General features: G+C 66.5%; 20 protein-coding genes. 9 read left to right on the top strand and 11 right to left on the bottom strand.

Features of this window, described 5'->3' with window-relative positions; translation table 11 throughout:
- Positions 1-7: 7 nt before the first annotated feature.
- Both ACK6C6_RS00275 and ACK6C6_RS00270 read right to left on the bottom strand, forming a co-directional pair.
- Positions 8-1,402 carry a peptidylprolyl isomerase gene (locus ACK6C6_RS00275; protein ID WP_409265323.1) on the bottom strand — a complete coding sequence of 465 codons (1,395 nt, stop codon included), beginning with the start codon at positions 1,400-1,402 and terminating at the stop codon, positions 8-10.
- A 94-nt stretch (positions 1,403-1,496) separates the two neighbouring features.
- Positions 1,497-3,776 (bottom strand): LPS-assembly protein LptD, encoded by a 2,280-nt coding sequence (locus tag ACK6C6_RS00270; protein ID WP_409265322.1) that lies wholly within the window; start codon positions 3,774-3,776, stop codon positions 1,497-1,499.
- 96 nt (positions 3,777-3,872) lie between these two features.
- On the opposite strand from ACK6C6_RS00270, the gene ACK6C6_RS00265 reads away from it, so the two are divergent.
- Genes ACK6C6_RS00265 through ACK6C6_RS00250 form a run of 4 tightly spaced genes read left to right on the top strand, consistent with a single transcriptional unit; the run spans position 3,873 to position 8,157 of the window.
- The gene (locus tag ACK6C6_RS00265) at positions 3,873-4,931 is read left to right on the top strand and encodes a phosphotransferase (RefSeq protein ID WP_209587113.1); all 1,059 of its coding nucleotides are present in this window, start codon (positions 3,873-3,875) and stop codon (positions 4,929-4,931) included.
- Positions 4,932-4,947: 16 nt separating this feature from the next.
- Entirely contained in the window at positions 4,948-5,667 is a 720-nt protein-coding gene (gene murU, locus ACK6C6_RS00260; protein ID WP_209587112.1) for an N-acetylmuramate alpha-1-phosphate uridylyltransferase MurU, read from the top strand.
- Positions 5,664-7,028, top strand: coding sequence for an aminopeptidase P N-terminal domain-containing protein (locus ACK6C6_RS00255; protein ID WP_409265321.1), 1,365 nt, complete (start codon positions 5,664-5,666; stop codon positions 7,026-7,028). The genes murU and ACK6C6_RS00255 overlap by 4 nt, the downstream gene beginning before the upstream one ends.
- Positions 7,009-8,157, top strand: coding sequence for a UbiH/UbiF/VisC/COQ6 family ubiquinone biosynthesis hydroxylase (locus tag ACK6C6_RS00250; protein WP_409265320.1), 1,149 nt, complete (start codon positions 7,009-7,011; stop codon positions 8,155-8,157). Before ACK6C6_RS00255 ends, ACK6C6_RS00250 begins: the two co-directional genes overlap by 20 nt.
- Positions 8,158-8,160: 3 nt before the next feature.
- Here ACK6C6_RS00250 and ACK6C6_RS00245 read toward each other — a convergent pair whose 3' ends face one another.
- From ACK6C6_RS00245 to ACK6C6_RS00230, 4 genes are all read right to left on the bottom strand, one after another.
- The gene (locus tag ACK6C6_RS00245; RefSeq protein WP_409265319.1) at positions 8,161-8,385 is read right to left on the bottom strand and encodes a hypothetical protein; all 225 of its coding nucleotides are present in this window, start codon (positions 8,383-8,385) and stop codon (positions 8,161-8,163) included.
- A 145-nt stretch (positions 8,386-8,530) separates the two neighbouring features.
- Positions 8,531-9,985, bottom strand: a complete 1,455-nt coding sequence (locus ACK6C6_RS00240) for an NAD(P)(+) transhydrogenase (Re/Si-specific) subunit beta (protein WP_409265318.1) — start codon at positions 9,983-9,985, stop codon at positions 8,531-8,533.
- Positions 9,982-10,317, bottom strand: a complete 336-nt coding sequence (locus ACK6C6_RS00235; RefSeq protein ID WP_409265317.1) for a proton-translocating transhydrogenase family protein — start codon at positions 10,315-10,317, stop codon at positions 9,982-9,984. The genes ACK6C6_RS00240 and ACK6C6_RS00235 overlap by 4 nt, the downstream gene beginning before the upstream one ends.
- A gap of 23 nt (positions 10,318-10,340) precedes the next feature.
- Entirely contained in the window at positions 10,341-11,453 is a 1,113-nt protein-coding gene (locus ACK6C6_RS00230) for a Re/Si-specific NAD(P)(+) transhydrogenase subunit alpha (protein WP_409265316.1), read from the bottom strand.
- 246 nt (positions 11,454-11,699) lie between these two features.
- Between ACK6C6_RS00230 and ACK6C6_RS00225 the strand changes: the two genes are divergently transcribed.
- Together ACK6C6_RS00225 and mnmA are read left to right on the top strand one after the other, a co-directional pair.
- Entirely contained in the window at positions 11,700-12,182 is a 483-nt protein-coding gene (locus tag ACK6C6_RS00225; protein ID WP_036213455.1) for an NUDIX hydrolase, read from the top strand.
- A gap of 15 nt (positions 12,183-12,197) precedes the next feature.
- Positions 12,198-13,301, top strand: coding sequence for a tRNA 2-thiouridine(34) synthase MnmA (gene mnmA / locus ACK6C6_RS00220; protein ID WP_209587104.1), 1,104 nt, complete (start codon positions 12,198-12,200; stop codon positions 13,299-13,301).
- Positions 13,302-13,335: 34 nt separating this feature from the next.
- On the opposite strand, the gene ACK6C6_RS00215 is transcribed toward mnmA, so the two are convergent.
- Positions 13,336-15,096 carry an EAL domain-containing protein gene (locus tag ACK6C6_RS00215; RefSeq protein WP_409265315.1) on the bottom strand — a complete coding sequence of 587 codons (1,761 nt, stop codon included), beginning with the start codon at positions 15,094-15,096 and terminating at the stop codon, positions 13,336-13,338.
- Between the two features lie 157 nt (positions 15,097-15,253).
- Here ACK6C6_RS00215 and ACK6C6_RS00210 point away from each other — a divergent pair, with 157 nt between their 5' ends.
- Positions 15,254-15,985 carry a GAF domain-containing protein gene (locus tag ACK6C6_RS00210; protein WP_409265314.1) on the top strand — a complete coding sequence of 244 codons (732 nt, stop codon included), beginning with the start codon at positions 15,254-15,256 and terminating at the stop codon, positions 15,983-15,985.
- An 8-nt stretch (positions 15,986-15,993) separates the two neighbouring features.
- On the opposite strand, the gene ACK6C6_RS00205 is transcribed toward ACK6C6_RS00210, so the two are convergent.
- The 3 genes from ACK6C6_RS00205 to ACK6C6_RS00195 are packed head-to-tail and all read right to left on the bottom strand — an operon-like array spanning position 15,994 to position 17,915.
- Positions 15,994-16,392 carry a response regulator gene (locus ACK6C6_RS00205; RefSeq protein ID WP_209587101.1) on the bottom strand — a complete coding sequence of 133 codons (399 nt, stop codon included), beginning with the start codon at positions 16,390-16,392 and terminating at the stop codon, positions 15,994-15,996.
- 12 nt (positions 16,393-16,404) lie between these two features.
- On the bottom strand, positions 16,405-17,190 hold the full coding sequence (locus ACK6C6_RS00200) for a 5'-3' exonuclease H3TH domain-containing protein (protein WP_292041280.1): 786 nt from the start codon (positions 17,188-17,190) through the stop codon (positions 16,405-16,407).
- A 56-nt stretch (positions 17,191-17,246) separates the two neighbouring features.
- Complete coding sequence (locus ACK6C6_RS00195; protein WP_036213469.1) at positions 17,247-17,915, bottom strand: glutathione S-transferase; 669 nt, start codon at positions 17,913-17,915, stop codon at positions 17,247-17,249.
- Positions 17,916-17,997: 82 nt separating this feature from the next.
- Between ACK6C6_RS00195 and ACK6C6_RS00190 the strand changes: the two genes are divergently transcribed.
- Complete coding sequence (locus ACK6C6_RS00190) at positions 17,998-18,885, top strand: DUF72 domain-containing protein (protein ID WP_409265313.1); 888 nt, start codon at positions 17,998-18,000, stop codon at positions 18,883-18,885.
- Between the two features lie 44 nt (positions 18,886-18,929).
- Positions 18,930-19,310 carry a hypothetical protein gene (locus tag ACK6C6_RS00185; RefSeq protein ID WP_409265311.1) on the top strand — a complete coding sequence of 127 codons (381 nt, stop codon included), beginning with the start codon at positions 18,930-18,932 and terminating at the stop codon, positions 19,308-19,310.
- A gap of 16 nt (positions 19,311-19,326) precedes the next feature.
- Here the strand turns inward: ACK6C6_RS00185 and ACK6C6_RS00180 are convergent, their stop codons facing one another.
- Entirely contained in the window at positions 19,327-19,590 is a 264-nt protein-coding gene (locus ACK6C6_RS00180) for a DUF6587 family protein (RefSeq protein ID WP_292041272.1), read from the bottom strand.

The following is a 19,590-nucleotide window of genomic DNA, read 5'->3' as shown; positions in this document are numbered from 1 at the left end:
GCATGGTTTACTGCTCCTCGCGGAACTCGACGTAGGCGCGGTCGCGCACCTGGCGCATCCAGTCTTCCAGCGCTTCCTGCATCTTGCGCTCGCGCAGCACCTGACGTGCATTGTTACGCTCGCGCTGCTTGCTCTGGTCTTCCGACTTGCGCTCGGTGACGCGCAGGATGTGGAAGCCGAACGGCGACTCGATGACGTCCGAGACTTCGCCCGGCTTCAGGGTGGACAGGGCCTGGTCGAATTCCGGACCGGCGTCGCCCGGCTCCAGCCAGCCCAGGTCGCCGCCCTTGGCCGCACTGCCCGGTTCCTGGCTGTTCTGGCGCGCCAGGTCTTCGAAGGTGGCGCTCTTGTTAACGATCTTTTCCTTCAGCTCGAGCAGCTTCTTCTTGACCTCGGCCGCGTTCATGGTCGGCGTCGGCTTCATGAGGATGTGGCTGACGCGGGTCTGCTGGACCACGGCGTCCTCGGGTGCGGCCTCCTCGGCCAGGTTGCGCTTGTCGGCCATCTTGAGGATGTGGAAACCGACGTTGGTCTTGATGATGGGAGTGACCTGGCCCTTGTTCAGCTTGCGCAGCTCGGTGGCGAAGATGGCCGGCAGGCGGTCCGGGTCGCGCCAGCCGATTTCGCCGCCCTTCAGGGCGTCGGGCGCGTCGGAATAGGTCGCGGCCATCTTGGCGAAGTCGGCGCCGGTGCGCAGCTGGCGCGCCACCTCGTCGGCGCGCGCGCGGCGTGCCGCGATCTGCTCGGGCGAGGCGTTCTCGGGCACCGCCACCAGGATCTGCGCCAGGTTCATCTCGACGCGCTCGGCCGCGGCAGCCTTGGAGGCGGCCAGGTAGGTGTCGATCTCGGCTTCCGAGACCTGGATCTTGGAGTCGACCTCGTGCTCGCGCAACTGCTGCATCATGATCTCGTTGCGGATGTCTTCGCGGAACTGCCCGAAAGGCAGGCCCTCTTTCTCCATCTGGTTGCGCATCTCCTGCACCGACATCTTCTGGTTCTCGGCGATGCGGGCGATGGTGGCGTCGAGGCGGCGGTCGTCGACGCGCACGCCCATTTCCTTGGCCAGCTGGAGCTGGGCGCGCTCGACGATCATCGCCTCGACCACCTGGCGCTCCAGGGTGGACTGGTCCGGCAGCTGCACGTTGCGCGCCTTCAGGTTCTGCGCGGTCTGGGCCACGCGGTTGCCTACCTCGTTTTTCGTGATCACTTCGTCATTGACGACGACGTGGATCGAGTCGAGCACCTTGGCGTTGCTGGACGCCGGCGGCAGGAAGCCGCTGCCCGGCTTGGCGGCCGGCGCCGCAGCCGGCGCCGTGGCTTGGGCCAGGACCTGGCCCGCGGTCAGCGCGCACAGCAGGGCTGCGGCGAGCTTGATGGTGTGCAAACGGGTGGTACGCGTCATCTGGAAAGCACTCATTCAGGGTGAAGAATCATTCAATTGCCAGCCGAGTAGTGTACTCCACGGCGTTTAAGGCGTCCTTAAAAAGATTAGCTCTTCAGGGACGCCCCACATTGGTAGTCAGCTGCTGGTAGCCCGGCACGGCCTTGTTGAAGGCCTCGAGCGGGTTGCCCGAACCGAGGCGCGACAGGCCATTGAGCTCGAGCTGGAAGAAGATCGGCGTCGAGGTGGTCTGCGCCGCGGTCACGAAGCGCTGTGCGCCGAAACGGAACACCCAGCAATCGGCCTTGTATTCCAGGCCGATCAGGCTCTCGAGCAGCTTGCCCTTGCCCGGCGTGACGCTACCCACGGTGTACGAACGCAGCGCATAGCTCACGCGCCCGACGCCGTACCAGCGCGAGGACAACGGCCACTGCCCCGACAGGTCGACGTTGCGGAAGCTGCCGCGCTGGTAGCGGTATTCGGCGTTCAGGACCTTCATCGCGGCCGGACGCCACTGCGTGCTCAGGTTCGAGCTGTACAGGTTGCTGCCGGTCGCGTCGTATTGTACGCCGCTGTCGAAGCTCCAGGTTTCGGAGATGCGGCCCGAGGCCGCCAGCAGCACGTCCGAGCGGCTCTGGTGCACCGGCTCGCCCGGCAGGCGCACGCGCGGCTCGTCGAAATAGATGCGCTGGCCGAAGGCCAGGCGCAGGCGCTCGGCGCCGTCGGACTGGATGAAGCGCGACACCACGGCGGCGGTCATCTGGTTGGCGTCCGACACCCGATCCAGCCCGACGAAGCGGTTCTCGCTGAACAGCTGGGCGTAGTTGAAGCCCGCGCGGCCGGTATCGAAGTTCGGGAACAGGCTCTGGTCCTTGTACGGGGTGTACACGTAGAACAGGCGCGGTTCCAGGGTCTGGGTCATGCTGTTCTTGAACAGCGTGGTGTCACGCTCGAACACCAGGCCGCTGTCGAGCGAGAAGGTGTTCAGGCTGCGCGACAGCTTGGTCGGTCCGGTGTAGCCGTTGGCGCGGTCCAGGTCATACTTGGTATGGTGGCTGATGAGCTTGGGCGTGACGAACCAGCCCGGACGCACGAAGGGGTAGCTGACCTGGGCCACGGCCACGGCGCGGTTGCCGCGCACCCAGTCCGGGTGCCAGAAGCTCACCGCCTCGGCATCCACCGCCCAGTCGAAGCCCTTGACGTCGTAGCGGCCGGCGTGGAAGTTAATCTGCGGCAGGCGGTCGTAGGGACGCGGCACCGTCAGGCGCGGGTCGTTGGCGGCCGCCGGGTCCTGCAGCACCTGGTAGTTCTGGGCGCGCGCGGAGAGGTTCCAGAACTGGCCGACGAAGTCGGTGCGCACCTCGCGCAGCAGCTGGCGCTCGGCGCTGGCCGCCACGGTGCGCGAGAAGTCGCTCGGGTATTCGTCGTCCGAGGCCGCATGCAGGTTCCAGCCGTAGGACCAGCCTGGGCCGAGGGCCTGGGTGTGCACCGAGTCGACGCGCCAGCGGTCTTCGCCGGTCTCGCGGTCCTTGCGCAGGCCCTCGACGTGGGTCTCGCCATTGTAGGCGCCCAGGTCGGTGACGCCGAGGTAGCGCCCGGTGGCGCCGAGCTGCAGGCCGCGGTCGAACATCATGCGCGGGTACAGCGTCAGGTCGCGGTTGGGGGCGATGTTGAAGTAATACGGCACCATGACCTCGGCCTTGCCCTTGGAGCCGAAGCCCACGGTGGGCGCCAGCCAGCCGGAGCGGCGCGCGCCCGACAGCGAGAACGACAGGGCCGGGGTGCCGATGATCGGCACGTCCTTGAAATAGATGACGGTCTTGCCGGCCAGGCCGACGTCGCGGCCGCTGTCCAGGCGCAGGGTGCTCGACTTGAGGTACCAGTCCGGGTCCGGGCCTTCGCAGGTGCTGTAGGTGCCGTCGCGCACCAGCGCCACGTCTTCGCCGAGGAAGTCGATGCGCGAGGCATTGCCCTGGGCGTTATTCAGCTGCAAACGGTACTCGGGGCGCAGCACGTAGCCCTTGCCCGTCTCGAGGTTCAGCTGCAGCTCGTCGCCCTTGTAGCGGTCGCCGAAGCGCCACATGTTGACGTTGCCGACGGCCGTCACCTGGTCTTCGACGCGCTGGTAGCAGGCGGTGTCGGCGGTGAGGCGGGTCTGGCCGCGTGTCAGTTCGACATTGCGTTCGAGGTTGATCTGGCGGTCGGGACGGCCGCTGATCTCCTCGGCGCGGATCGTGATCGGCAGGTCCTGTTCATCGCGAGATGAGCTCGACTGTGGCGTGGGAGCGACGTCCTGTGCATGCAGCGGCAGCGCGACGCCGGCGGCCGCACTGGCCAGTACATACAATGCGAGCGCTTGTCGCGGAGGAAATGGGTGGGCCGAAAACCAGCTCATGGAGAATCTGCGTGCGCCATAAAGGGCGGTATTTTTGGAATGAATCCCTTATTATATGGGAATAACTTTGATCAACCCGATTCACCAGGCCGCTTCATGTCTTCTTTGTATCAAAATTCTTCCACTTCCGCTGACAAGGACGCGCGCCTGCAGCAGCTGAACGAATGGCTGGCTTCGACCGGCCTGGTGGAAGTGGAAACCGGCCGCCCGGCATCCGCAGATGCCAGCTTCCGTCGTTATTTCCGCTACGACGTTGTTCCCGCCATGCGCGAGAAACTGGGCGCGACCCTGGTGGCCATGGATGCCCCGCCCGAGCGCGAGAACGTGCCGGCCTTCATCCATGTGCAGGGACTCCTGCTGGATGCCGGCGTCACGGTGCCGGCGATCGTCGCTAGAGCCGTCGAGAGCGGCTACCTGCTGCTGTCCGACCTCGGCGTGACCACCTACCTGCAGCGCCTGGACTCGGACAATGCCGCTTTCATGTACTCGAGCGCGGTCGACGCCCTGCTCAAGTTCCAGCTCGCCAGCGAGCCCGGCAAGCTGCCGGAATTCGACCGCGCCTTCGTGCTGCGCGAAATGAACCTGTTCCCGGAATGGTATATCGGGCGTCACCTGGGTGTAACCCTGAACGACAAGCAGCAGAAGCAGCTCGATGGCGTGTTCGAGGCGATCACCGCCAACGTGCTGGCGCAGCAGCAGGTCTACATGCACCGCGATTTCCATTCGCGTAACCTGATGTGGCTCGAACAGGGCAACCCGGGCGTGCTCGACTTCCAGGACGCCGTCTATGGACCGATCACCTACGACCTGGCTTCGCTGCTGCGCGACGCCTACATCCAGTGGGACGAAGAGATCGTGCTGGACTGGGTGGTGCGCTACTGGCAGAGCGCCAAGCAGGTCGGCCTGCCGGTGAACCCGGACATCGACGCCTTCTACCGCGACTTCGAATTCATGGCCCTGCAGCGTCACCTGAAGATCCTCGGCATCTTCTGCCGCCTGAACTACCGCGACGGCAAGCCGCACTACCTGGGCGACCTGCCGACCGTCATGGATTACGTGCGCCGCACCGCCGGTCGCTATACCGAACTGAAACCGCTGCTGCGCCTGCTCGATTCGCTCGAGGACAAGGCGCCGCAGGTCGGCTACACCTTCTGAGGACGATTCCTTTCTCATGAAAGCCATGATTTTCGCCGCCGGCCGCGGCGAGCGCATGCGCCCGCTCACGGACGCCTGCCCCAAGCCGCTGCTCAAGGTGCGTGGACGGCCGATGATTACCTACCACGTGCTGAACCTGGTGCGCGCCGGGATCAAGGACATCGTCATCAACCACTCGCACCTCGGCCACATGATCGAGGACGAGCTGGGCGACGGCAGCAAGTACGGTGCGCGCATCGTGTACTCGCACGAGCCGACCCCGCTCGAGACCGCGGGCGGCATCGCCAATGCCCTGCACCTGCTGGGCGACGAACCCTTCCTGGCGGTGTCGGGCGACATCTACGCGCCCTACTTCGACTTTTCCCAGGTGTTCGACGTCCTGAAGGACAAGGACATGCTGGGCATCCCCTACCCGCCGGACAAGCGCGACATCGCCTGGCTGTGGCTGACGCCGAATCCCTGGCACAACCCCGAGGGCGACTTCGCGCTCGACATGTACACCCTGCGCAACGACGGCCCGGCCAAGTGGAACTTCGCCGGCATCGGCGTCTACCGTCCCGAGATGTTCGAAGGGATCAAGGCCGGCGACTTCGTCAAGTTCGGCCCCCTGATGCGCAAGTTCATCGAGCAGGGCCGCGTGGGCGGCGAGCTGTACAACGGCCAGTGGGTCAACGTCGGCACTGCCCAGCAGCTGGAAGAACTCAACGCGCCGCTGGCGGCCAAGACGGGGTCATGACGGCCGCGGTCGCGCGCCATATCGAACGCCGTGCGCGCCTGGCGGCGCGCATGCAGCCGGGATCGGTCGCGGTGCTGGCCACCGCGCCGGAAGTGCTGCGCAACGGCGACAGCGACTATCCCTACCGGCACGACAGCTATTTCTATTACCTGACCGGTTTTACCGAACCGGAGGCGGCGCTGGTGCTGCTCGCCCCTTCGGGCGACACGCCTGCGCGCTCGATCCTGTTCTGCCGCGAGAAGAACCCCGAACGCGAGATCTGGGACGGCTATCGCCATGGACCAGAAGCGGCGCGCATCGCCTTCGGTTTCGACGAGGCCTATCCGGTCGGCGAACTCGATGCGCAGATGGGCAAGCTGCTGGCCAACGTGCCGGCACTGTACTACGCGCTGGGCCACAGCGCCGCCCTCGACGCCCAGGTTGCAAGCTGGCTCAAGGCCGTGCGCGCGCAGGGCCGCAGCGGGATCACGGCGCCCGGCAGCACCCACCACCTGCTCGGCATGCTCGACGAGATGCGCCTGCTGAAGGATGCGGACGAACAGGCGCTGATGGGGCGCGCCGCCGGCATCGCCGCAGCCGCCCACGCCCGTGCGATGCGGTTTACCCGTCCCGGCGTGTTCGAATACGAGATCGAGGCCGAGCTACTGCACGAATTCCGCCGCAACGGCGCCCAGTTCCCGGCCTATACCCCGATCGTCGCTTCCGGCAGCAATGCCTGCGTCCTGCACTACAACCAGAACGACCGCCAGTGCCGCGAGGGCGAACTGGTGCTGGTCGATGCCGGCTGCGAGCTGGATGGCTATGCCTCGGACATCACGCGCACCTGGCCGGTGGGTGGCCGTTTCAGTGCGCCGCAGAAAGCCTTGTACGAGCTGGTCCTGCGCGCGCAGGAAGCGGCGTTTGCCGCGATCGCGCCCGGACAGCCGTACAGCGGCATGCACGAGGCGGCGGTCAAGGTGCTGGCCGCGGGCATGCTCGATATCGGCCTGCTCGACAAGCAGAAATACGGTTCGCCCGAAGATGCGATCGCCGACAAGGCGCACCTGCAGTTCTACATGCACGGCACCGGCCACTGGCTCGGCATGGACGTGCACGACGTCGGCCCGTACCGCGACCTGAGCGTGGCCGATAAACCCTCGCGCCCCCTGCTGCCTGGGATGGCGCTGACGGTGGAGCCGGGCATCTACGTGCGTCCGGCGGAGGGCGTGCCGGAAGAGTATTGGAACATCGGCATCCGGATCGAGGACGACGTGATCGTCACGGACGACGGCTGCCGGGTGCTCTCGTGCGATGCACCGAAGGGCGTGGCCGAGATTGAGAACATGATGAAGGAGCGCTTGAATGGCGGACGAAGGCATTGACGTCGACGTGGCGATCTGCGGCGCCGGCCCGGTCGGACTGGCGCTGGCGGCCTTCTTGGTCCGGCGCGGCGTCGAGGGCAAGCGCATTGCCCTCATCGACGGCAAATCGCTGGGCCAGGCGATCACCGATCCGCGCTCGATCGCGCTGTCCTGGGGCAGCGTGCAGCTGCTCGAAGAAGTGCGCGCCTGGCCGCTGCCGGCCACGCCGATCCACGAGATCCACGTCTCGCGCCGCGGCCAGCTGGGCCGCAGCCTGATGGACCGCGCCGAGCACAGGCTGCCGGCGCTGGGCTATGTGGCGCGCTACGGCGACGTGGTGGATGCGCTGGCGCGCGCCTGCGACAAGGCCGGCGTGGCGACCCTGCGCCCGGCCCGCGTCGCATCCTTCGACGAAACGGGCGATGGCGTGGCGTTGCGCCTCGACGACGGCCGCACCGTGTTCGCCCAGGTGGCGGTGCAGGCGGAAGGCGGCGTGTTCGGCCAGCAGGAAAGCAAGGCGCAGCAGCGCGACTATGGCCAGACGGCCCTGATCGCGCGCGTGAGCGTGAGCGAGCCGCTTGCCCACCGCGCCTTCGAACGCTTCACCGACGAGGGCCCGCTGGCCTTGCTGCCGCAGGACGGTGGCGACGGCCACCAGTATGCGCTGGTGTGGTGCATGCGGCCGGAACGGGCGCTGGATGTCCAGCTGCTCGACGATGCCGGTTTCCTGGCCCAGCTGGGCGAGGCCTTCGGCACCCGCCTCGGACGGTTCACGTCGGCCTCGCCGCGCTTCGCCTTCCCGCTCGGCCTGAACGCCGAAGCGCGCGCCACCGCGCGGACGGTCGCGATCGGCAATGCCGCCCAGACCCTGCACCCGGTCGCCGGCCAGGGCCTGAACCTCGGCCTGCGCGACGCCGCCGTCCTGGCGCGCCAGCTGGGCCGCGGCGCCACCCCAGGCGCGCTCGAGGGCTTCATGCGCGAACGCGCCCAGGACCGCAGTCTGACGATCTCCCTGACGGACACGATGGCCCGCGCCTTCGCGGGCAGCGGCCCGCTGCAGCCCCTGCTGGGCCTGTCGCTGGCGGCGCTGGACGTCGTCAAGCCGGCCCGCCTGCTGCTGGCCGACCTGATGATGTTCGGCCGCCGCTAGGACCTAATTTGCAGGGAGGCGCTCGACCGTATTGCGCCTTGGGGTCGCGTCTTCATGGAACAGGTCGGCCAGGTAGTCGGCCAGCCCATCCTCGGTGACATCGGCGGGAACGATGAAATCGGCCGGCCGGCGCGTGCCGTCGTTGCCGGGATAGAAGGCCTGCCATGCACCTGGCTTGCCGCTGATGGCAACCAGGGTGCCGAAAACATTGAAACGGTGTGTGTTCATGGAGGGGGATTAGGGCAGCGCCGAATGATTCGCCAGGCATCCTGGATCGGTTGAGGAGGCGCCATGTTTGATTCAAGCGCGACCGATCGCGGGATCACCTGGAAAATAATTCAACGCTGACCCTAATGAGGTTTGCAAGAGTTGATCAGTCGACGGCCTTGACCATCGATTCGATCACCTTCTTGGCGTCGCCGAACACCATCATCGTGTTCGGCTGGTAGAACAGATCGTTATCCAGGCCGGCATAGCCGGAGGCCATCGAGCGCTTGTTGACGATGATGCTCTTGGCCTTGTAGGCCTCGAGGATGGGCATGCCGGCGATCGGCGACTTCGGGTCCTTGGCGGCGGGGTTGACCACGTCGTTCGCGCCCAGCACCAGCACCACGTCGGTCTGGCCGAACTCGCCGTTGATGTCTTCCATCTCGACCACCTGGTCGTAAGGCACCTCGGCCTCGGCCAGCAGCACGTTCATGTGGCCCGGCATGCGGCCCGCCACCGGGTGGATCGCGTAGCGCACCTGCACGCCGTGCTCGGTCAGCTTGTCGACCAGTTCCTTCACCGAGTGCTGGGCGCGCGCCACCGCCAGGCCGTAGCCGGGGACGATGATCACCGATTCCGCGTTCTGCAGGATGAAGGCGGCGTCGTCGGCCGAGCCGGACTTCACCGGGCGCTGTTCCTTCGCCGCGCCATCGTCCACCGCCGCCTCGCCGCCGAAGCCGCCCAGGATCACGTTGAAGAAGGAGCGGTTCATCGCCTTGCACATGATGTACGAGAGGATCGCGCCGCTCGAGCCCACCAGCGAACCGGCGATGATCAGCATCGAGTTGTTCAGCGAGAAACCGATGCCCGCCGCCGCCCAGCCCGAATAGGAGTTCAGCATCGAGACCACCACCGGCATGTCGGCGCCGCCGATCGGGATGATGATCAGGACGCCCAGCACGAAGGACAGCGCGGCCATGATGATGAACGGGGTCCAGTTGGGCGCCACGCCATCGGCGAAGCAGAACACCAGCCCCAGCGCGATGATCGCGATCGCCAGCACCAGGTTGAGGATGTGCTGCCCGGCGAAGCGCACCGGCGCGCCCTGGAACAGGCGGAACTTGTATTTGCCCGACAGCTTGCCGAAGGCGATCACCGAACCGGAGAAGGTCACCGCACCCACGAAGGTGCCGATGAAGAGTTCGAGGCGGTTGCCGAAGGGCAGCGGGGTATCGCGCGTGGCGATATTGAAGGCCCAGGGCTCGGACACCGCGGCGATCGCGATGCACACGGCGGCCAGGCCGATCAGCGAGTGCATCGCCGCCACCAGCTCCGGCATCTTGGTCATCTCGACCTTCTTTGCCGCCACCGCGCCGATCGCGCCGCCCACCACCACACCCAGCAGCACCAGGGTGAAGCCCATGCCGCCGGTGGCGAGTTGCGCCTGCAGCTTGAACATCAGGGCGATGGTGGTCAGGACGGCAATCGCCATGCCGGCCATGCCGAAGGTATTGCCGATGCGCGCCGTGGACGGCGAGGACAGGCCCTTGAGCGCTTGGATGAAGCAGACCGAGGCCACCAGGTAGAACAGGGTCACGACGTTCATGCTGATGAAGTTCATGCCTGTTCTCCCGCGGCCGAGCCCGGGGCGGCCTTGGCAGCCTTGGGCTCCTTCTTCTTGAACATCTCGAGCATGCGGCGCGTGACCATGAAGCCGCCGAACACGTTCACCGCGGCCAGCGCCACCGCGACGGTGCCGGCCACCTGCCCGGCCAGGCCTTCGGTAAGGCCGGCGGCCAGCATGGCGCCGACGATGATGATGGCCGAGATCGCGTTGGTCACCGCCATCAGGGGCGTGTGCAGCGCGGGAGTGACGTTCCAGACCACGTGAAAGCCGACGTAGATGGCCAGCACGAAGATGATCAGGTTGATGATGGTGTGGCTGATTTCCATGCTTCGCTCCTCGGGTCCTGTTCTTAGGTACGCAATACCGCGCCGTCCGCGCACACCAGCGTGGCGCGCACGATCTCGTCCTCGCGGTCGATCACGAACCGGTCTTCCTTGTCGATGACGAGCTTGAGGAAGTCCAGCACATTGCGGGCATACAAGGCGGAAGCGTCGGCCGCCACCATCGAGGCCAGGTTCGGCTCGCCGATGATGACCACGCCATGCTTCACCACCGTGCGGCCCAGCTCCGTGAGCGGGCAGTTGCCGCCCTGCTCGACCGCCATGTCGACGATTACCGAACCCGGCTTCATGGCCTGCACCGTCTCTTCGCCGATCAGGATCGGCGCCTTGCGGCCCGGGATCAGGGCGGTGGTGATGATGATGTCGGCCAGCTTGGCGCGCTCGTGCACCAGCGCCGCCTGGCGCTGCATCCAGCTGGCCGGCATCGGGCGCGCATAGCCGCCCACGCCTTGCGCGATCTCGCGTTCCTCTTCGGTTTCGTAGGGCACGTCGATGAACTTGGCGCCGAGCGACTCCACCTGCTCCTTCACCGGCGGGCGCACGTCCGAGGCTTCGATCACGGCGCCCAGGCGCTTGGCGGTGGCGATCGCCTGCAGGCCGGCCACGCCCACGCCCATGATCAGCACGCGCGCGGCCTTGACCGTGCCCGCCGCCGTCATCAGCATCGGCATGAAGCGCTGGTAGGTGTTCGCGGCCAGCATCACGGCCTTGTAGCCGGCGATGTTGGCCTGCGAGGAAAGCACGTCCATCGACTGGGCGCGCGTGATGCGCGGCGCGGCCTCGAGGGCAAAGGCGGTCAGGCCGGCGCCGGCGAGCGCCGCCAGGTTCTCGACATCGAAGGGATTGAGCATGCCGACCAGGACGCTGCCCGGGCGCATCCGGGCGCGCTCGGCGCCGTCCGGGCTGCGGACCTTGAGCACCATGTCCGCGCCGAAGGCGGTGGCCGCGTCGACGATGGTGGCGCCGGCCGCCTCGTAAGCCGCATCGGGGTAGGAAGCGCGCACCCCGGCGCCGCTCTCCACCAGCAGCTGGTGCTTCGCGGCCAGCTTCTTGACGGTTTCGGGAGTTGCAGCAACGCGGGTCTCGCCCGGCCTGGTCTCGGCCGGTATGCCAATTCTCATGAATCCCTCCGTTCAGTGGACACATCGGTCCCCAATCTATCATGTAATTACGCTAATTGCTCAAAAACAAATACTAAAAGTAATATTTGACTGTCACGAAAACCCATCACTGTAACGGGCGCCACGAATCATTTGTTTGCAATGAATCAAGGCCATTTAACGACAGGCAAGCGCACCGTAGCGGAGGTGGATGAGCAGAGATGCCTGCTGTCAAGGTAAAATATCGGCTCATTTTCAAGGACGCGCATGACCGATATCTTCAAACCATCCGTGACCGTCGCCGCGATCATCGAGCGCGATGGACGCTTCCTGCTGATCGAGGAAGAGACGAGCGAAGGCGTGAAGCTGAACCAGCCGGCCGGGCACCTCGACCCGCACGAATCGCTCGAGCAGGCGGTGGTGCGCGAGGCGCTGGAGGAAACCGCGCACGAATTCATCCCGACCGCGCTGGTGGGCATGTACATGTCGCGTTACCATTCGAAGTCGCGCGGCGCCGACGTCACTTACCTGCGCTTCACCTTCTGCGGCCATGCCGGCCGCGAGCTGGACCAGCCGCTCGACGAAGGCATCCTGCGCACCATGTGGATGACGCGCGACGAGATCGCCGCCACCGCCGACCGCCACCGCAGCCCGATCGTGCTGCAGTGCGTGGACGACTACCTGGCCGGCCATCGCACCCCGCTGCGCCTGCTGTACACCCATCCCTCGGTTTTCGAGGGTGGAATCTAAGAATACGGACGTAACATGAGCAAGAAAAAAGTCGTGATCGGGATGTCGGGCGGTGTCGACTCCTCGGTCGCGGCGTGGATGCTGAAGGAACAGGGCTACGAAGTCATCGGCCTGTTCATGAAGAACTGGGAAGACGACGACGATTCGGAATACTGCTCGACGCGCCAGGACTGGATCGACGCGGCCAGCGTGGCCGACGTGGTCGGCGTGGACATCGAGGCCGTCAACTTCGCCGCCGAATACAAGGACCGCGTGTTCGCGGAATTCCTGCGCGAGTACCAGGCCGGCCGCACCCCGAACCCGGACGTGCTGTGCAACGCCGAGATCAAGTTCAAGGCCTTCCTCGACCATGCGATGAAGCTGGGCGCCGACCTGATCGCGACCGGCCACTACGCGCGCGTGCGCGAGAACGACGGCCGTTTCGAACTCCTGAAGGCATTCGATCACACCAAGGACCAGAGTTACTTCCTGCACCGCCTGAACCAGGCGCAGCTGTCGAAGTCATTGTTCCCGCTGGGCGAAATCCCGAAGACCGAAGTGCGCAAGATCGCCGAACGCCTGGGCCTGCCGAACGCGCAGAAGAAGGACTCGACCGGCATCTGCTTCATCGGCGAGCGCCCGTTCCGCGAGTTCTTGAACCGCTACCTGTCACACAAGCCGGGCCCGATGAAGCTCGACACCGGCGAGACCGTGGGCGAGCACATCGGCCTGTCCTTCTACACCCTGGGCCAGCGCAAGGGCATCGGCATCGGCGGCCTGAAATCGCGCAAGAACGCGGACGGCACCAGCGAGCCGTGGTTCGTGGCGCGCAAGGACGTGGCCAGCAACACGCTGTACATCGTGCAGGGGCACGACCATCCGTGGCTGCTGTCGCCGCACCTGGAAGCCGGCCAGGCCAGCTGGACCGCGGGCGAACCGCCTGTCGGCGGCAAGACCCTGTCGGCCAAGACCCGCTACCGCCAGGCCGACGTGGCCTGCACCGTGCATGCCGAGGGCATGGACCGTTTCGCGCTCGATTTCGAGGAAGCGCAGTGGGCGGTCACGCCGGGGCAGTCGGCCGTGCTGTATGACGGCGACGTGTGCCTGGGTGGTGGGATTATCGATACCAGCGCCACCTGAACCACGATGGGCGGCCCGGCCGCCCATTTTTACATCAACGTCCTGCCAGCCAATCGGCCAGCGCCGCGGGCGCCATCGGCCTTCCATAGTAATACCCCTGCGCCTCGTCGCAGCCCGCCGCGCGCAGCAGCTGCGCCACCTCCTCCGTCTCCACGCCTTCCGCCACCACCCGGTGGCCGAGGTCGTGCGACAGCTTGATCATGGTCGTTACCAGGGCAAGCGTGCGCTCGTCCTTTTCCATGCCGCGTACGAAAGACTGGTCGATCTTGACCACGTCCGCCGGCATGTCCTGCAGGTAGGACAGGCTGCTGTAGCCGGTGCCGAAGTCGTCGATGGCGATCTTCACGCCGCCCTCGGCCAGCCGCGCCATCGTGTCATGCGCAATCTTCGGCTTGCGCATCAGCGCGCTTTCCGTCATTTCCAGCGCCAGGCAGGCGGCCGGCAGGCCGTGCCGCGCCAGCCCTTCCAGTACGCGGTCGCTGAAGTCCGGTTCCTCGAGGTTCACCGCGGAGACGTTGACGGCGACCTGCAGCGACACGCCATCAAGGCGCCAGGCCGCCAGCTGGCGCAGCGCCGCCTCCAGCACCCATTCGGTGGTGGCGCGCGCCAGCGCGGTGGTTTCGACGATCGGCATGAATTCGCCCGGCGGGATCGGGCCGGCGTCGGGATGCGTCCAGCGCAGCAGGGCTTCCACGCCGAGGCAGCTGCCGTGGTGCAGGGAAACCTTGGGCTGGAACACGAGATGCAGCTCGCTCGCCTGCGCCAGCGCGCGTCCGAATTCGCTGATCAGCCAGAAGCGGTGGCGGTAGGCGGCATCCTGCTCGGGCGAATACACGCGCAGGCCGGATTCGGCGTCGCGCGCATCGTGGGCGGCGCTGTGCAGGTTGCGCAGCACGTCGAGCGGCGCGTCCTGGCCCACGGCGAAGCGGACCAGGCCGACCGTGGCCGTGGTCAGGAAGCCGCACTGCCCCATCGGCTTGCGTTCGCCCAGCCAGGCCATCAGGGTGCCGCTGAAGCGCGCCAGGGACAGGCCGAGCGGCGCAAGGAAGGCGAACTGGGTCGGCGCGACGTGGTAGACCTTGCCGCCGCCGGCCAGCCTGCGCAGGGCCGGCACGGCATCGCGCACGATGTCGTCGAGCCAGGTGCCCCCCATCACCCGCATGGCGTCGCTCAGCTCTTCCGGCGTGGCCAGGCTGACCAGGGCCGCCAGCTGGGGCGCCCCCTCGGCCGTGACCAGGCCCAAGTCGCGCACGTCGCTGACGAACTGGCTGCGGTTGGGCAGGCCGCTGACCGGATCGATCCGTCCCAGCGCGTGTTGCAGCTCGATCTGCGCCATGACCATGGCCGCCAGGTCGGCCAACGTGGCGCGGTCGGCGTCGCTCACGCTGCGCGGCTCGGTGCCGAGCACGCACATCGCGCCCAGGCAGTGCCCGGTTTTCGTCACCAGCGGCGCGCCGAGGTAGAAGCGGATCCCGCTGTCGGCGAGGGGGCTGTCGCGGAAGCACTCGCTTTCCAACAGGTCCGGCACTTCCAGCATCCGGCCGCTGTCCGCCACCGCGGCGCAGGGCGCCTTGATGCGCGGGATCGCATCCTGCGCGACACCCACCTTCGACTTGAACCACTGACGGTCGCTATCGGTCAGCGACACCGCCGCGATCGGCAGCTGGAACAGCTGCGCGGCCATGCGCGTGATGCGGTCGAAGGCTTCGCTGGGTGCGGTGTCGAGCAGCTCCAGCTGGCGCAGGGCTTCCAGCCGGCTGACTTCCTCGAGCGACGGGTCATACAGTGAATTCATGGGCGGCCTTGGCAGTCGCACACCCAGGAAAGGCGCACGTATTTATCGGAAGTGACGATTACAACGCTATTCTGGCGTTATATAATGCTTACAGTCAACAGTTATTCCAATCGTGCGCGCATTTTCGTCAAATATTGTCGGGTTTCGGTTAGAATAAGTGTATCGACTACAAATTACCAAGAAGATGAGCGAGGACGATCCAATCCTGACGACGCGGGAAGCGGCCCACATGCTGGGCGTTGCCGTCAGCACCGCCCAGCTCTGGATGGAAAGCGGCGCACTGCCGGCTTGGAAGACGCCCGGCGGCCACCGGCGCGTGCGCCTGAGCGCGGTGCGCCAGCTGCAGGCGCGGCAGGGCGGCGCTGGCATGGCGCCGGGTGCGCCGGCGGGCCCGGGCACGGCGTCCCTGCCTGCCCCAACGGCGCCCGCGCCGCGGGAGACCGGCGCGCCGGACGGCCATGCCCTGCTCAATACGCCGCCCGAAGACGTCTTCGACCGCCTGGCGCGGCTGGCCGCGCAGGTGACGGATTGCCCGATCGCGCTGGTGACGGTGCTGGCCGGGGAGCGCCAGTGGTTCAAGGCCCGCGTCGGCCTCGACCTGCAGGAAACACCGCGTGAATGGGCATTCTGCAATCATGCGCTGGCCAGCGGCGAGGCATTCGTGGTGGGCGACGCCGCCCTCGATGCGCGCTTCGCCGCCAATCCGCTGGTGACGCGCGCGCCGCACGTGCGCTTCTATGCCGGGGTGCCATTGGAAGATGCGCAGGGCCGCCGTTTCGGCACCCTGTGCGTGCTGGACCGCGAGCCGCGCCGGTTGCGCGAACGCGAGCTGCGCGCCCTGCGCGAGCTGGCGGCGATCGCTTCGGACGAGATCAAGCGGCGCGGCTGAGCGCCTGGTTATTCCACGCTGCCCGAGGCGGCCTGCTGCTTGCGGACGACCGCGATCACGGTATTGCGGATCGTCTTGAGCACGGCGTCGGCCTTGAAGGGCTTGACGATGAAGCCGTGTACGCCGCGCCCGAGCGCGTCCTGGATGGCGGCGGCGTCGAGCGTGCCCGACACCATGAAGATCATCGCCTTCGGCAGCTGGGCGCGCAGTTCCTCGACGATGCGGCTGCCGTCCTCGACCTGTTCGCGCGCGATGCAGACGATCTGGGGGCGGTGCTTCATCGCCAGGCCGTAGCCGAGCGTGCCGGTATGCGTCTGTGCGACGACGTCGTAGCCGCCATCGGTCAGTACGGTGTTGAGCAGGCCGCGCGCGATGGCGCTGCCGTCCACGATCAATGCCTTCAGCATCGGCGCTTTCCTTCAATGGGATTCATAGGCCAGCATGTTCCAGGTGACGCCCAGCCGCACGTCCAGCTTGAGCGACACCAGGCAGCGCGACATCTCGAGTATCTCACGCTCGGCGCGCAGCCTTTCGCCCAAAGGCGTCTTGAGGATGCCGGCGCCCGCCATCACGGCGTCCAGGCTGCCGTAGGCGTTGAGCAGGCGCGCCGCGGTCTTCATGCCGATCTTGGACACTCCCGGCACACCGTCGGTCGGGTCGCCCATCAGGGCCAGCAGGTCGTGCAGCAATTCGGGGGCGACGCCGAAGCGCTGGCGCACCCAGGCGTCGTCATGCCATTCGTTCTTGAAGTGGTCCCACACCAGCGCGCCGTGCGCGATCAGGATGTGCAGGTCCTTGTCGGTGGTGGCCACGATGGCCTCGCCCCGCCCTTCCCCCAGCCAGCGCATGACGCCGGTGGCGATCACGTCGTCGGCCTCGACCTCGGGTATCGCCAGCACGTGCAGGCCGGCCTGGCGCAGGCGCTCGTGGAATTCCGGCAGGGCTTCGCGCAGCGGCGCCGGCATGGCGGCGCGTCCTTCGCGGTAGCGCGGATAGAGGGCATGGCGCCAGTTGGGGCCGCCGTAGTCGAAGGCCGCCAGCACGTGCGTGGGCGCGTGCGCTTCCAGCACGTTGCGGAAGGACGAGAACGCGTGGCGCAGCGCGATGCTGGCCTTCAGGTCGGAGTCCGGTTCGGGGCTGGCTTCGTACACGCGGCGCACGATGTTCAGGCCGTCGATGGCGAGCAGCTTTCCCTGTTTGCTCATGGTGGTGCGTCTATCGGAGTAATCACTGGCGCCGCCATGATAAACCGAGGGGCCCGTCAGGCATAGTCGTACTTGCCGCCGCGCTCGAGCGCGCGCGCGTAGGCCGGGCGCGCGTGGATCCGCGCCAGGAAAGCGGACAGCTTCGGATACTGGCTGCCCAGCCCTCCGCGCGAGGCGGCCGCTTCCAGCGCAAAGCTCATCTGGATGTCGGCGGCGCTGAATTCCTCGCCGGCGAACCAGGTCGACTTGCCCAGTTCGCCCTCCAGGAAGTCGAGCTGGCTGCGGATGTTCGGCATGACGAAGCTGTCCTTGACCTTGCGTGCGATCGAGCGCGCGATCGGCTTGGCAAAGAAGGGCATCGGGCTGTTCTCGACCTTGTCGAACACCAGCTTCATCAGGAGCGGCGGCATGGCCGAGCCCTCGGCAAAGTGCAGGAAGTAGGTATAGCGCAGGCGTTCCGGGGTGCCGGGCGCCGGCACCAGGCGTCCGTTGCCGTAGCGGCCGGTCAGGTATTCCACGATCGCGCCGGATTCGGCCACCACCAGTGCATCGTCGGTGATCACCGGCGATTTGCCGAGCGGGTGAACCGCCTTCAGTTCCGGCGGCGCCAGCATGGTCTTCGGGTCGCGCTGGTATTTCTTGATCTCGTAGTCGAGCCCGAGCTCTTCGAGCAGCCAGAGGATGCGCTGCGAGCGCGAATTGTTCAGGTGGTGGACGACGATCATGAAGTTTTCCGGATAGTTCGACAGGCTGTCAGCTTAGCATGGGTGCGCCTGACAACGGACGAGGCAGAGTAAGCTTGAGCCCATGAACGGATCGGTCTACATCGGCATTTCCGGCTGGCGCTACGTGCCGTGGCGCGGCGTGTTCTACCCGAAGGGGCTGGTCCAGCACCGCGAGCTCGAATACGCGGCCGGGCAGCTGCCCAGCATCGAGATCAACGGCTCCTTCTACTCGCTGCAGCGGCCCGAGAGCTATGCCGCCTGGCATGCGGCCACCCCGCCCGGCTTCGTGTTCGCGGTCAAGGGCAACCGTTTTCTCACCCACATGCTCAAGCTGAAGGACATCGAAGGCCCGCTGGCCAATGTGCTGGCCTCGGGCGTGTTCGAACTGCGCGACAAGCTCGGTCCCTTCCTGTGGCAATTCCCGCCCGTCGTGAAATTCGATCCGCAGCGCTTCGAGCACTTCCTGTCGCTGCTGCCCCGGGATACCGATAGCGCCCGCGAACTGGCGCTGCAGCACCAGCCGCGCATGGAAGGCCGGGTTGCGCTCGAATCCGGCCCGAACCGCCCGATGCGCCATGCGGTCGAGATCCGGCACGAGAGCTTCCTGGATCCCGCCTTCATTGCCATGCTGCGCCGCTACAATGTCGCGCTGGTAGTGGCCGATACCGCCGGCAGGTGGCCGCTGTGCGAGGACCTCACCGCGGACTTCGTCTACATCCGGCTGCATGGCGACAAGGAGCTGTACGCGAGCGGCTATGAAGACGAGGCCATCGCGGCCTGGGCGGCGCGCATCCATGCCTGGCGCCGGGGCCGGCAGCCCGAGGGGGCGCGGCTCGTCTCCGACAAGCCGCCGCCGAAGGCCAGGGTGCGCGACGTCTACTGCTACTTCGATAACGACATCAAGGTGCATGCGCCGTTTGACGCACGTCGCCTGATCGCCGCGGTAGAAAGCCTTGCAGGGAACGGCTGACTGAAACTGTTGTCTATCCAGGCATTCATAGCCTGGAGACCACCATGACCCTGCTTCGTGTTGCCAGTGTTGCCGCTGCCCTGTTACTTTCAACCACTGCCAGCGGCGCCGATGCGCCGCCCCTCAAGGCCTCGAACGGCGTGCTGGTGAATGCCGCCGGCATGACCGTCTACACCTATGACAAGGATGAAGCCGGCAGCGGCAAGAGCAGTTGCGTCGCCGCCTGTGCGAAAAACTGGCCGCCCGTGAAGGCCGATGGCAGCCCGCGCCCGCCCTACTCCGTGATCACGCGCGCGGACGGCAGCAAGCAGCTGGCGCATGGCGGCAAGCCGCTGTACACCTTTGTGAAGGACAAGAAGGCCGGAGACAAGACCGGCGATGGGGTGGGTGGCGCCTGGCACGTGGTCAGCGTGGCGACGCCTTGAAGCGCTGCCGGCGCCGCTAGCGGCGCTCGTGGATCTTGATGACCTTGCCGTTGCCCTTGCCGGGCGGCGGCGCGGGTTCGGTCGGCCCGCAGGTATTACAGCTATTACAGCCGCTGCCGCAGCTGGCCGAGGTATCCAGCCACTTGACCAGTCTCGATTGCTGTCCGCCCCTGGAGAGGCGGTGCACGATCGCGCGCCGCCAGCTGTCCGGCAGGTACTTCGCGCCGGCGTACAGCACGGCCAGCGCGACGATGATCCCGGCGACCAGTTCCTGCCACAT

Origin of the sequence: Massilia sp. BHUDP2 (assembly GCF_046236355.1) — a bacterium.
Taxonomy (GTDB): Bacteria; Pseudomonadota; Gammaproteobacteria; order Burkholderiales; family Burkholderiaceae_D; genus Telluria; species Telluria varians.
Note: the sequence above shows the minus strand (reverse complement) of the source record. Positions and strands in the feature narration are given on the sequence as shown.

Coding starts and splice junctions, on each gene's coding strand:
- ACK6C6_RS00270 (WP_409265322.1), bottom strand. CDS start 3,776: ATGAGCTGGTTTTCGGCCCACCCATTTCCTCCGCGACAAGCGCTCGCA.
- ACK6C6_RS00265 (WP_209587113.1), top strand. CDS start 3,873: ATGTCTTCTTTGTATCAAAATTCTTCCACTTCCGCTGACAAGGACGCG.
- ACK6C6_RS00255 (WP_409265321.1), top strand. CDS start 5,664: ATGACGGCCGCGGTCGCGCGCCATATCGAACGCCGTGCGCGCCTGGCG.
- ACK6C6_RS00205 (WP_209587101.1), bottom strand. CDS start 16,392: ATGCTGAAGGCATTGATCGTGGACGGCAGCGCCATCGCGCGCGGCCTG.
- ACK6C6_RS00250 (WP_409265320.1), top strand. CDS start 7,009: ATGGCGGACGAAGGCATTGACGTCGACGTGGCGATCTGCGGCGCCGGC.
- murU (WP_209587112.1), top strand. CDS start 4,948: ATGAAAGCCATGATTTTCGCCGCCGGCCGCGGCGAGCGCATGCGCCCG.
- ACK6C6_RS00235 (WP_409265317.1), bottom strand. CDS start 10,317: ATGGAAATCAGCCACACCATCATCAACCTGATCATCTTCGTGCTGGCC.
- ACK6C6_RS00245 (WP_409265319.1), bottom strand. CDS start 8,385: ATGAACACACACCGTTTCAATGTTTTCGGCACCCTGGTTGCCATCAGC.
- ACK6C6_RS00180 (WP_292041272.1), bottom strand. CDS start 19,590: ATGTGGCAGGAACTGGTCGCCGGGATCATCGTCGCGCTGGCCGTGCTG.
- ACK6C6_RS00190 (WP_409265313.1), top strand. CDS start 17,998: ATGAACGGATCGGTCTACATCGGCATTTCCGGCTGGCGCTACGTGCCG.
- mnmA (WP_209587104.1), top strand. CDS start 12,198: ATGAGCAAGAAAAAAGTCGTGATCGGGATGTCGGGCGGTGTCGACTCC.
- ACK6C6_RS00230 (WP_409265316.1), bottom strand. CDS start 11,453: ATGAGAATTGGCATACCGGCCGAGACCAGGCCGGGCGAGACCCGCGTT.
- ACK6C6_RS00215 (WP_409265315.1), bottom strand. CDS start 15,096: ATGAATTCACTGTATGACCCGTCGCTCGAGGAAGTCAGCCGGCTGGAA.
- ACK6C6_RS00240 (WP_409265318.1), bottom strand. CDS start 9,985: ATGAACTTCATCAGCATGAACGTCGTGACCCTGTTCTACCTGGTGGCC.
- ACK6C6_RS00195 (WP_036213469.1), bottom strand. CDS start 17,915: ATGATCGTCGTCCACCACCTGAACAATTCGCGCTCGCAGCGCATCCTC.
- ACK6C6_RS00225 (WP_036213455.1), top strand. CDS start 11,700: ATGACCGATATCTTCAAACCATCCGTGACCGTCGCCGCGATCATCGAG.
- ACK6C6_RS00275 (WP_409265323.1), bottom strand. CDS start 1,402: ATGACGCGTACCACCCGTTTGCACACCATCAAGCTCGCCGCAGCCCTG.
- ACK6C6_RS00185 (WP_409265311.1), top strand. CDS start 18,930: ATGACCCTGCTTCGTGTTGCCAGTGTTGCCGCTGCCCTGTTACTTTCA.
- ACK6C6_RS00200 (WP_292041280.1), bottom strand. CDS start 17,190: ATGAGCAAACAGGGAAAGCTGCTCGCCATCGACGGCCTGAACATCGTG.